Consider the following 11759-nt stretch of genomic DNA (forward strand, 5'->3'; position numbering starts at 1 on the left):
CCCACGGCCGCCAGGCCGTAGGGGGAGTTTGAGGCGCGGGGGTCCGGGGGCGGAGCCCCCGGTAGCGCCCCCGCAGCGGTCGGTCAGAAGCCCGGGCCGTCCGCGCGGTCCTGGACCTGGAAGAGGCGGCCGCACAGAAGGTCCGTCAGGCTGGCGACCAACTCCGCCCGCGAGCACGGCCGTTCGCCGAGCCACCAGTCGCCCGCCGCGTGCATCATGCCGACGATGCCGTGGCCCCACACGCGGGCCACCAGGTCTCCGCCGGGGCCCAGGTCGACGCGGTCGGCGATGACCGTGCCGAGCTCCTCGCCGAGGCGTCGCAGCAGCGGCGCCGAGTGGCGGCCCACGTCGAAGCCGGCTTCCGAGGGCTGGCTGTCCTCCGCCGGGTGCATCAGGAAGCGGTACACCTGGGGCCGGGCCTCGATGGCGGCGAGATACGTGTCGAGCGTGCCGGCGACCCGCTCCCTGCGGTCGACGTCCGCGTCCACGGCCACCTGAAGCGCTCTCAGCAGCGCGTCGGTGTGGCGCTTGGCCAGCGCCCGGTAGAGGCCGCCCTTGTCGCCGAAGTGCCGGTAGAGGATGGGCTTGGTGATGCCCGCCTCGGCGGCGATGGCGTTCATGGAGGCGTGGGGCCCGTCCCGGAGCACCACCCGGTCGGCGGCCTCGAGGAGTTCGCGGCGCCGCTGGTCGGCCGACCGCTGGTGTTGTGTGGTCTCCATGTGTTTCTCCCCGCCCGGACGATTGCGTGACGCTTGCGCAAAGTAACACCCTGCCGCAATGGTCACATGATCGGGCCATGGCTGGTTGACAGGGGCTACCCGTCGGTAACAGACTGCCGTTACCGCTGGTAACATGCGGGTTGTCGTAAGTGTTCTGGAGGGGACATGACCGAGTTCACGCTCGACCTCAACGAGGATCAGAAGCAGGTCCGAGACTGGCTCAACGGTTTCGCCAAGGACGTCATGCGACCCGCCGCCGCCGAGTGGGACGAGCGTGAGGAGACCCCCTGGCCCGTCATCCAGGAGGCGGCCAAGCTCGGAATCTACTCCCTCGACTTCTACGCCCAGCAGTTCTTCGACCCCACCGGACTCGGCATCCCGATGGCGATGGAGGAGCTGTTCTGGGGCGACGCGGGTATCGCGCTCTCCATCGTCGGCACCGGGCTCGCCGCCGTGGGCGTCCTCGCCAACGGTACGGAGGAGCAGATCGGCACCTGGATCCCGCAGATGTACGGCGACGCGAACGATGTGAAGGTCGCCGCCTTCTGCTCCTCGGAGCCGGACGCCGGCTCCGACGTCGCCTCCATGCGCACCCGCGCCGTGTACGACGAGGCGAAGGACGAGTGGGTGCTCAACGGCACCAAGACCTGGGCGACCAACGGCGGTATCGCCAACGTCCATGTCGTCGTCGCCGTCGTCGATCCCGAGCTCGGCTCGAAGGGCCACGCCTCGTTCATCGTGCCGCCGAACACTCCCGGCCTGTCCCAGGGGCAGAAGTTCAAGAAGCACGGCATCCGCGCCTCGCACACGGCGGAGGTCGTCCTCGAGGACGTCCGCGTTCCCGGTGGCTGCCTGCTCGGCGGCAAGGAGAAGCTGGACGAGCGGCTCGCCCGGGCCCGGGAGAAGGCCCGCACGGCAGGCGGCGCCGGCGAGCGGGTGAAGAACGCGGCGATGGCCACCTTCGAGGCCTCCCGTCCCGCGGTCGGGGCCATGGCCGTCGGCACCGCCCGCGCCGCGTACGAGGTCGCGCTCGACTACGCGAAGACCCGCGAGCAGTTCGGCCGCCCGATCATCGACAACCAGGGCATCGCCTTCCAACTGGCCGACATGCGCACCCGGATCGACGCCGCCCGCCTGCTCGTGTGGCGTGCCTCGTGGATGGCGACCACCGGCAAGCCGTTCACCTCGGCGGAGGGCTCCATGTCGAAGCTGTTCGCCAGCGAGACCGCCAAGAAGGTCACCGCCCAGGCGATCCAGATCCTCGGCGGCAACGGCTTCACCCGCGAGTACCCGGTGGAGCGCATGCACCGCGACGCGGCGATCTACACGATCTTCGAGGGCACCAGCGAGATACAGCGACTGGTGATCGCCCGCACCCTGTCGGGCATGCCGATCCGCTGACCCGGCGCACACGACGAAGGCTCCGGCTCCCCTACGGGGCGCCGGAGCCTTCCGCGTGCCGGGTTTCTGTGTGTCTGCCGCCTTCAGCGCCGTGTGAGCTTCTCGATCAGCAGCGAGGGCAGCAGCAGCACCACGAAACCGAGCTTGAACAGCACGGGCGAGACCACCACCCCCAGGACGATCCCGAGCACGAAGGACTCGTGCGGCATCTCATAGCCGATCAGCGGCAGCGTGCCGCCCACGAACGCCTCATAGGCGGCCCAGACGCCCAGCGCCAGACCGAGCACCCCGCCGACGAAGCCGACGCCGATCGGCCACGTGGCATCGTCGTCCCCGCGTTTGTTCCCCACCGGATCCCCCCCCGGGAAAGGCAGTTGGAAACGTCGCACCCCGCGACGTCAGGCAGACAGTACTGCCTCGACGGCCGCCAGCACCTCGGGGGACTCCGGCTCGGTGCCGGGACGGAAACGGGTGACCTCGCCCTTCGGGGAGATCAGGAACTTCTCGAAGTTCCACTGGACGTCGCCGGCCTCGCCGTCGGCGTCCGCGACCTGCGTCAGCTCCGCGTACAGGGGGTGACGGCCCTCGCCGTTCACCTCCGTCTTCTCCAGCATGGGGAAGGACACGCCGTACGTCGCCGAACAGAACGTGGCGATCTCCTCCGGGCTGCCCGGCTCCTGGCCGCCGAACTGGTTGCACGGCACGCCCAGCACCGTGAAGCCCCGGTCGCCGTATTCCTTCTGCAGCCGCTCCAGGCCCGCGTACTGCGGGGTCAGCCCGCACTTGGAGGCCACATTGACCACCAGGACGGCCTGGTCCCGGTAGTCGCCGAGCGAGGTCGCCTCGCCGGACAGGGTGCGCAGCGGGATGTCGTACAGAGTCATCGAAGCTCCTCACAGGGTCGCCGGCGGGCGGCCGGACGGCCGCACCGGTGGACGACCGATGAAAACACGGGTGCGCCCGTGACGGAGCACGGGCGTCACATGGGCAACGCCGCCGGGTACGGCGATCTTCCCCGTACCCGGAGGAGCGCCGCCGGGCGGCCGGCTACACCGGCCGGAACAGCCCCTCCTGCACCACCGACACCAGCAGCCGGCCCTCGCGGTCGTAGATCCGGCCACGGGCGAGCCCGCGGCCGCCCGTCGAGATCGGCGACTCCTGGTCGTAGAGGAACCACTCGTCCGCGCGGAACGGACGGTGGAACCACATCGCGTGGTCCAGCGACGCCATGTCGAAGCCGCGGGGGCCCCACAGCGGCTCCACCGGGATCCGCACCGCGTCCAGCAGCGTCATGTCGCTCGCGTACGTCAGCGCGCAGGTGTGCACCAGCGGATCGTCGCCCAGAGGGCCCACCGCGCGCATCCAGACCGCGCTGCGCGGGTCGGCGTCCTTGATCTCGTCCGCCGTCCAGCGCAGCCGGTCGACATAGCGGATGTCGAACGGCTGGCGCCTGGCCATCCGCTCCAGCGCCTCCGGCAGCTCGCCCAGATGCTCCCGGATCTCGGTCGTCACCGTCGGCAGCGACTCGGGATCCGGGAAGTCGAGACGCGGCGGCAGCTGGTGCTCGATGCTGCCCGGCTCGGGGCGGTGGAAGGACGCCGTCAGGTTGAAGATGGTGCGCCCCTCCTGCACGGCCGTGACCCGGCGGGTGGTGAACGAGCGGCCGTCCCGGACCCGTTCGACCTGGTACACGATCGGCACCCCGGGGCGCCCCGGCCGCAGGAAGTAGGCGTGCAGCGAATGGACCGGACGCTCGCCGTCCGTGGTCCTGCCCGCGGCGACCAGGGCCTGACCGGCCACCTGACCGCCGAAGACGCGCTGCAGGGACTCGTTCGGGCTGAGTCCCCGGAAGATGTTGACCTCGATCCGTTCCAGATCGAGCAGATCGACCAGACGCTCGGCCGGATTCGTCATCCTCAGTTCTCCCTGTCAGAGCCGGCCGACGGACGTGACCCGCACGACCGCCCGGCCCTCTTCGTCGGAGGCCGCCAGATCGACCTCCGCGCTGATACCCCAGTCATGGTCGCCGTTCGGGTCGGCGAAGGTCTGCCGTACGCGCCACAGGCCGTGCGCCGCGTCCTCCTCGATGGCCAGGAGCTTCGGACCGCGTGCGTCGGGGCCGGTGCCCAGATCGTCGTACTCGTCCCAGTACCCGTCCATCGCCTCGCCCCAGGCGTCCGCGTCCCAGCCCGACTCGGCGTCCATCTCGCCCAGTTCACCGACCCGGTCCAGGGCGGCCAGTTCCACCCGGCGGAACATCGCGTTGCGCACGAGCACCCGGAACGCGCGGGCGTTGGCCGTGACCGGCTTGACCTGGTCGGCCTTCTCCTGCGCCTCCTCGGCGGTCTCCACCTCGGGATTCGCCAGCTGCTCCCACTCGTCGAGCAGGCTGGAGTCGACCTGGCGGACCATCTCGCCGAGCCAGGCGATGAGGTCCTCGAGGTCCTCCGTCTTCAGATCGTCCGGGATGGTGTGGTCGAGCGCCTTGTACGCGCTCGCCAGATAGCGCAGCACGATGCCCTCGGTGCGGGCCAGCTCGTACCAGGAGGTGAACTCGGTGAACGTCAGCGCCCGTTCGTACATGTCACGGATGACGGACTTCGGCGACACCGGGTGGTCGCCGACCCACGGGTGCGACTTCTTGTAGACGTTGTAGGCGTGCCACAGGAGCTCCTCCAGCGGCTTCGGGTACGAGATCTCCTGGAGCCGCTCCATGCGCTCCTCGTACTCGATGCCGTCCGCCTTCATCTTGCCGACGGCCTCACCGCGCGCCTTGTTCTGCATGGCGGCGAGGATCTGACGCGGATCGTCCAGCGTCGACTCGACGACGGAGACCATGTCCAGCGCGTAGGAAGGGGACTGGGGGTCGAGCAGGTCGAAGGCGGCGAGGGCGAACGTCGACAGCGGCTGGTTGAGCGCGAAGTCCTGCTGGAGGTCGACGGTGAGCCGGACGGTGCGGCCCTCCGCGTCGGGGGTGTCCAGCTGTTCCACCACTCCGCCGTCGAGCAGCGAACGGTAGATGGCGATGGCCCTGCGGATGTGACGCAACTGGGCCTTGCGGGGCTCGTGGTTGTCCTCGAGCAGCCGGCGCATGGCCTCGAACGCGTTGCCCGGCCGGGCGATCACCGAGAGGAGCATGATGTTGGTGACGCGGAAGCGGGAGGTCAGCGGCTCGGGCTCGGACGCGATCAGCTTCTCGAACGTGCTGTCCGACCAGGCGACGAAGCCCTCCGGAGCCTTCTTCCTGACGACCTTGCGGCGCTTCTTGGGGTCGTCGCCGGCCTTCGCGAGCGCCTTCTCGTTCTCGATGACGTGCTCGGGCGCCTGCGCGACGACCAGGCCCGCGGTGTCGAAGCCGGCCCGGCCCGCTCGCCCGGCGATCTGGTGGAACTCACGCGCCCGCAGTGTCCGCACCCGGCTGCCGTCGTACTTGGTGAGCGCCGTGAACAGCACCGTGCGGATGGGGACGTTGACGCCGACGCCGAGCGTGTCGGTGCCGCAGATGACCTTCAGCAGGCCGGCCTGGGCCAGCTTCTCCACCAGCCGCCGGTACTTGGGCAGCATGCCCGCGTGATGCACACCGATGCCGTGCCGGACATAACGGGACAGGTTCTTTCCGAACTTGGTGGTGAACCGGAAACTGCCGATCAGGTCGGCGATCTTGTCCTTCTCCTCGCGCGAGCACATGTTGATGCTCATCAGCGACTGGGCGCGCTCCACGGCCTGCGCCTGGGTGAAGTGCACGATGTAGACGGGTGCCTGCTTCGTCTCGAGCAGCTCGGTCAGCGTCTCCGTGATCGGCGTCAGCCGGTACTCGTACGAGAGCGGCACCGGCCGGGTCGCCGACCGGACGACGGTGGTGGGGCGGCCGGTGCGGCGGGTCAGGTCCTTCTCGAACATCGAGACGTCACCGAGGGTCGCCGACATCAGGACGAACTGGGCCTGCGGCAGCTCCAGGATCGGGATCTGCCAGGCCCAGCCGCGGTCCGGCTCGGCATAGAAATGGAACTCGTCCATCACGACCTGGCCGACGTCGGCGTGCTTTCCGTCGCGCAGGGCGATCGAGGCCAGCACCTCCGCCGTGCAGCAGATGACCGGCGCGTCGGCGTTCACGGACGCGTCGCCGGTCAGCATGCCCACGTTCTCCGTGCCGAACAGCTTGCACAGGTCGAAGAACTTCTCCGAGACGAGGGCCTTGATCGGCGCCGTGTAGAAAGTGACCTGGTCGTTCGCCAGTGCCGCGAAGTGCGCGGCCGCCGCGACCAGGCTCTTCCCGGAGCCGGTAGGGGTCGAAAGGATCACGTTCGCCCCGGAGACCACCTCGATCAGCGCCTCCTCCTGAGCCGGATAGAGCGTGATGCCCTGGCCCTCCGCCCAGGAGGAGAAGGCTTCGTACAGGGCATCGGGGTCGGCGTCTGAAGGCAGCTGATCGATAAGGGTCACACCCCCATCTTGCCTGTCCCCGAGCCGGATCAGGGAACCGGCCGTGAGCGGCAAGATCATGACCGATACGCTGCCCTGTCAACTGGGGTCACGCACAAGAGCGATGGGGCGACGATGGGGCGGGAACGCACATGATGGGACCGGCGCACTCTCTGTCCGGGGCGGCCGCCTGGCTGGGGGTGGGAGCGGCGACGGCCGCCGCGGGCCACCCGATGCCGTGGCCCGTCCTCGTCGTCGGAGCGCTGATCTGCGCGGGCGCGGCGCTGGCGCCCGATCTGGATCACAAGGCGGCGACGATCTCGCGGGCCTTCGGGCCCGTGTCACGCGGGCTGTGCGAGATCGTCGACAAGCTGTCGTACGCCGTCTACAAGGCGACACGGAAGCAGGGTGACAAGCGCAGGACCGGCGGGCACCGGACGCTGACGCATACCTGGCTGTGGGCGGTCCTCATCGGCGCGGGTGCCTCCGCGCTGGCGATCTTCGGCGGCCGGTGGGCCGTCCTCGCGATCTTGTTCGTCCACATGGTGCTGGCCGTGGAGGGCCTGCTGTGGCGGGCCGCCCGGGTCTCCAGCGACATCCTGGTCTGGCTGCTGGGCGCCACCAGCGCCTGGATCCTCGCGGGCGTCCTGGACAAGCCCGGCAACGGCGCGGACTGGCTGTTCACCGCACCCGGCCAGGAGTACCTGTGGCTGGGCCTGCCGATCGTCCTCGGCGCCCTCGTCCACGACATCGGTGACGCCCTCACCGTCTCCGGCTGCCCGATCCTGTGGCCGATCCCGGTCGGCAACAAGCGCTGGTACGCGGTGGGCCCACCGAAGCCGATGCGCTTCCGTGCCGGGAGCTGGGTCGAGCTGAAGGTGCTGATGCCGGCGTTCATGCTGCTGGGCGGAGTCGGCGGGGCGGCCGCGCTGAACTTCATCTGACAGGCTCGTCGGCCGGCCCCCGCGCGGTGACGGGCGGGGGCCGGGACCGGGGCTACCCGTGCCAGGAGCGCCAGAGCGCCGCGTACGCGCCGTTCGCCGACACGAGCTCGTCGTGACTGCCGAGCTCGCTGATCCGGCCCTCCTCGACCACCGCGATCACGTCCGCGTCGTGCGCGGTGTGCAGCCGGTGCGCGATGGCGACGACCGTGCGGCCGTCCAGGACACGTGACAGCGAGCGCTCCAGGTGGCGGGCCGCCCGCGGGTCCAGCAGCGAGGTGGCCTCGTCCAGCACCAGCGTGTGCGGGTCCGCGAGGACAAGGCGGGCCAGCGCGATCTGCTGCGCCTGTGCCGGGGTCAGCGAGAGTCCGCCGGAACCCACCTCGGTGTCCAGACCGTCGTCCAGCGCCCGCGCCCAGCCGTCCGCGTCCACCGCGCCCAGCGCGGCCCACAGCTCCGCGTCCCCGGCGGACGAGCGGGCGAGGAGCAGGTTGTCCCGCAACGAGCCGACGAAGACGTGGTGCTCCTGGTTGACGAGCGCCACGTGCTCCCGCACCCGCTCGGCCGGCATGCCGGACAACTCGGCCGCGCCGAGCGTGACATGGCCGCTGCGCGGTGCGTAGATGCCCGCGAGCAGCCGGCCCAGGGTCGACTTGCCGGCGCCGGACGGGCCGACCAGCGCCATCCGGGTGCCGGGCGGCACCTCCATCGAGACCTTGTGCAGCACGTCGACGCCCTCGCGGTAACCGAAATGCACCCTGTCGGCGCGCACGTCCCGGCCGTCGGGCCGCAACCGGTCGTCGCCCGCCTCCGGTTCGATCTCCCGCACGCCCACCAGCCGCGCCAAGGACACCTGCGCCACCTGGAGCTCGTCGTACCAGCGCAGGATCAGGTTCACCGGGTCGACCATCATCTGGGCGATCAGCGCGCCGGTGGTCAGCTGGCCGATCCCGATCCACCCCTGCAGTACGAACACACCGCCGATCATCAGCACGGAGGTGAGCACGGTCGCGTGGGTGAGGTTGATGACGGGGAAGAGGACGGACCGCAGGTAGAGGGTGTACCGCTCCCAGGACGTCCACTCCTTGATCCGCCGGTCGGAGAGCGCCACCCGGCGCGCCCCGAGCCGGTGCGACTCCACGGTGCGGCCGGCGTCGACGGTCTCCGCCAGCACGGCCGCCACGGCCGCGTATCCGGCGGCCTCCGAGCGGTACGCCGACGGCGCGCGCCTGAAGTACCAGCGGCAGCCGACGACCAGCAACGGCACCGCCACCAGCACGGCGGGCGCGAGCGGCGGAGCGGTCACGGTGAGCCCGCCGAGGAGCAGCACGATCCAGAAGACGCCGATCGTCAGCTGCGGCACGGCCTCACGCATGGCGTTGGCCAGACGGTCGACGTCCGTGGTGATACGGGACAGCAGGTCGCCCGTCCCGGCGCGTTCGAGCACGCCCGGGGGGAGCCCGACCGAGCGGACGAGGAAGTCCTCGCGCAGGTCGGCGAGCATCCGCTCGCCCAGCATCGCCCCGCGCAGCCGCACCAGCCGCACGAAGACCGCCTGGACGACGAGGGCGGCCGCGAACAGGGCGGCCGTGCGTTCCAGGTGCAGGTCGCGTGCCCCGTCCGCCGCCTTCTCCACGAGCGAACCGAGGAGCCACGGACCCGCCATCGAGGCGACGACGGCGACCGTGTTGACGGTGACGAGGAGCGCGAAGGCGCCGCGGTGCCGCCGCAGCAGCTCGCTCACGTACGCGCGCACGGTGGCCGGCGTGCCCACCGGCAGGGTGGTCGCCGTGCGGAGGGCCGCCGGATCGTACTCCGGGGGCGCCAGGCCGATCATGCTGTCTCCTCGATGTCTTCGGTGCCGGCCTTGGTGAGCTGTGCCCCGACCGGGCCGCGCGGGGCCGCGACGAGGCGCTGCTCCGTGTCGGTCTCCCGGGTCACGACCGCGCGGTAGCGGGGCTCCGTGCGCAGCAGTTCGCGGTGCGCGCCGACCGCCACGACCTCGCCGTCGTGGACCAGGACGACCCGCTCGGCGCGGTCGAGCAGCAGCGGTGAGGACGTGAACAGGACCGTCGTGCGGCCCGCGCGGAGCTTGCGCACGCCGTCCGCGATCCGCGCCTCAGTGTGCGAGTCGACGGCCGACGTCGGCTCGTCGAGCACCAGCACCTCGGGGTCGGTGACCAGCGAACGCGCCAGCGCGAGCCGCTGCCGCTGGCCGCCGGACAGCGAGCGCCCGCGTTCGGTGATGGGCGCGTTCATGGGGTCGTTGTCGAGGGACGCCTGCGCCAGCGCGTCGAGCACGTCACCGCACTCCGCCGCGGTCAGCGCCCGCTCCGCGGCGACCTCCCCGGACGCCGGTACGTCGAGCAGTTCCGTGAGGGTGCCGGAGAGCAGCACCGGGTCCTTGTCCTGGACGAGCACCGCGCCGCGGGCCTCTTCGAGCGGCCGGCCGTCCAGCGCGACGCCGCCGAGGAGCACGGAGGGCAGGCCGTCCGGTTCCGCCGGGTGGCCGCCGAGCCGTTCGGCGAGCTGTCCCGCCGCGTCCGGATCGCCGCAGACGACGGCGGTGAGCGTTCCGGCCGGTGCGAGCAGGCCGGTGGCCGGGTCGTACAGATCGCCGGTCAGCTCGCGTGCGTCGTCCGCGGAGGTGTCCTGCCGGGCGCTCCGCTCGAGTGACAGCACCCGGGCCGCGCGGCGCGCGGAGGGGCGGGAGAAGGAGTACGCCATGGCGATCTCCTCGAAGTGGCGGAGCGGGTAGCTCAGCAGCATCACCGCGCTGTACACGGTGACCAGTTCGCCCACGGTGATCCGTCCGTCGCCGACGAGCCCGAGGCCGTACCAGACGACCGAGATCAGCAGCAGGCCCGGAAGCAGCACCTGTACGGCGGAGATGGCCGACCACATCCGGGCGCTGCGGACGGCGGCGGCGCGGACCTCCTGGGAGGCGTGTCGGTAGCGCTTCAGGAAGAGCTCCTCGCCGCCGATGCCGCGGAGGACCCGCAGGCCGGCGACCGTGTCGGAGGCGAGCTCCGTGGCGCGGCCCGCCTTCTCCCGCTGCACGTCCGCGAGACGGGTGGCCCGGGGGAGCAGCGGCAGGACGCCGAGGGCGAGCACCGGTACGCCGACGGCCACGAGGACGCCGAGGGCCGGCTGGTAGATCAGCAGGCCGACACAGACCAGCACGACGGTGAGGGCGGCGGCGAGGAAACGGGAGACGGCTTCGACGAACCAGCCGATCTTCTCGACGTCGCCGGTGGACACGGCGACCACTTCGCCGGCCGCGACCCGCCGGGTGAGCGCGGAGCCCAGTTCGGAGGTCTTGCGGATCAGGAGCTGCTGGACGCGCGCCGCGGCGGTGATCCAGTTGGTGACGGCCGTGCGGTGCAGCATGGTGTCGCCGACGGCGATGCAGACGGCGGAGACGGCGAGCAGCGCGCCCGCCACGGCGAGGGCACTGCCGGACTTCTCCACGACCGCCTGGACAGCCCTGCCGACCCCGTAGGGAAGCGCCATGACGGACACGAAGTGCAGCATTCCCCAAGACAGCGAACGGAGTTGGCCGCGCAGTTGCCGGCGTCCGAGCCAGAGGAGGAATCCCGGCCCCGACCGGACGTCCGGGAGACCAGGATCGACATACGGAAGGTCGCGAATCTGCATGATGTCCCAGATCGTTCGGAAGGTCGGCACAGATCTGCCAGCCTCCCGCCCTGGGACGGGCGGCAGCAAACGATTTATTCCCGGCGGTCCGGGCTCCGGTCCTGGTCGGTCAGCAGTGCGGCCCTGGGCTGTCGACCAGGGCGGACAGCAGGCCGGCGAGGGTCTCGCGCTGCTCCGTGGTGAGGGGGGCGAGCACGTCCTCCGCCGCGGCGCGGCGCGCGTCGCGCAGGGCGCGCAGCGTGGCGCGGCCCGTGTCGGTCAACTCGATGCGGGTCACCCGGCGGTTGGCCGGGTCGGGCACCCGGCGGACCCGGCCGCCTGCCTCCAGGCCGTCGACCAGGCTCGTGACGGCACGGGGGACCACCTCGAGACGCTCCGCCAGATCCGCCATACGGGGCGGCTCTTCGTAATGCGCGACGGTGCGCAGCAGTCGGGACTGGGCCGGGGTGATCGCTATGTCCGCCGACTGGAGCTGGCGCTTCTGGCTGCGGTGGAGCCGGCGGGTGAGCCGGAGCAGCTGCTCGGCGAGCAGGCCGTCGGCGTCGGGGGTGCTCATGCCGGGAACAATATCAGGACCTTGTTCATTGTGAGTATAGGTAACAATGGGCTAGGCTCTCAC

At 70.9% G+C, this 11759-nt stretch carries 10 protein-coding genes; 2 read left to right on the top strand and 8 right to left on the bottom strand.

The features are described 5' to 3' along the window. Positions 1-83 precede the first annotated feature (83 nt). Positions 84-719 (bottom strand): TetR/AcrR family transcriptional regulator, encoded by a 636-nt coding sequence (locus tag AB0K36_RS27800; RefSeq protein ID WP_189469919.1) that lies wholly within the window; start codon positions 717-719, stop codon positions 84-86. Between the two features lie 165 nt (positions 720-884). Between AB0K36_RS27800 and AB0K36_RS27805 the strand changes: the two genes are divergently transcribed. Beyond that, positions 885-2120, top strand: coding sequence for an acyl-CoA dehydrogenase family protein (locus AB0K36_RS27805; protein ID WP_189469918.1), 1236 nt, complete (start codon positions 885-887; stop codon positions 2118-2120). Positions 2121-2203: 83 nt separating this feature from the next. On the opposite strand, the gene AB0K36_RS27810 is transcribed toward AB0K36_RS27805, so the two are convergent. The 4 genes from AB0K36_RS27810 to AB0K36_RS27825 form a co-directional block, all read right to left on the bottom strand. After that, positions 2204-2470, bottom strand: coding sequence for a hypothetical protein (locus AB0K36_RS27810; protein ID WP_364599596.1), 267 nt, complete (start codon positions 2468-2470; stop codon positions 2204-2206). Between the two features lie 48 nt (positions 2471-2518). Further along, a complete protein-coding gene (locus AB0K36_RS27815) occupies positions 2519-3004 on the bottom strand; it encodes a glutathione peroxidase (protein ID WP_364599598.1) in 486 nt (161 codons plus the stop codon). A gap of 163 nt (positions 3005-3167) precedes the next feature. Further along, positions 3168-4034, bottom strand: coding sequence for an acyl-CoA thioesterase (locus tag AB0K36_RS27820; protein WP_189469912.1), 867 nt, complete (start codon positions 4032-4034; stop codon positions 3168-3170). A 15-nt stretch (positions 4035-4049) separates the two neighbouring features. Further along, on the bottom strand, positions 4050-6623 hold the full coding sequence (locus tag AB0K36_RS27825) for a DEAD/DEAH box helicase (protein WP_364599600.1): 2574 nt from the start codon (positions 6621-6623) through the stop codon (positions 4050-4052). A 71-nt stretch (positions 6624-6694) separates the two neighbouring features. On the opposite strand from AB0K36_RS27825, the gene AB0K36_RS27830 reads away from it, so the two are divergent. Then, a complete protein-coding gene (locus AB0K36_RS27830; protein ID WP_364599602.1) occupies positions 6695-7486 on the top strand; it encodes a metal-dependent hydrolase in 792 nt (263 codons plus the stop codon). Positions 7487-7538: 52 nt separating this feature from the next. Here AB0K36_RS27830 and AB0K36_RS27835 read toward each other — a convergent pair whose 3' ends face one another. The 3 genes from AB0K36_RS27835 to AB0K36_RS27845 all read right to left on the bottom strand — a co-directional run bounded on the left by AB0K36_RS27835 (position 7539) and on the right by AB0K36_RS27845 (position 11696). Next, on the bottom strand, positions 7539-9320 hold the full coding sequence (locus AB0K36_RS27835) for an ABC transporter ATP-binding protein (RefSeq protein WP_364599603.1): 1782 nt from the start codon (positions 9318-9320) through the stop codon (positions 7539-7541). Continuing rightward, complete coding sequence (locus tag AB0K36_RS27840; RefSeq protein ID WP_364599605.1) at positions 9317-11140, bottom strand: ABC transporter transmembrane domain-containing protein; 1824 nt, start codon at positions 11138-11140, stop codon at positions 9317-9319. The genes AB0K36_RS27835 and AB0K36_RS27840 overlap by 4 nt, the downstream gene beginning before the upstream one ends. 109 nt (positions 11141-11249) lie before the next feature. Continuing rightward, positions 11250-11696 carry a MarR family winged helix-turn-helix transcriptional regulator gene (locus tag AB0K36_RS27845; protein WP_189469902.1) on the bottom strand — a complete coding sequence of 149 codons (447 nt, stop codon included), beginning with the start codon at positions 11694-11696 and terminating at the stop codon, positions 11250-11252. Positions 11697-11759 lie beyond the last annotated feature (63 nt).

Origin of the sequence: Streptomyces kurssanovii (assembly GCF_040677245.1) — a bacterium.
GTDB classification, from domain to species: Bacteria; Actinomycetota; Actinomycetes; order Streptomycetales; family Streptomycetaceae; genus Streptomyces; species Streptomyces kurssanovii.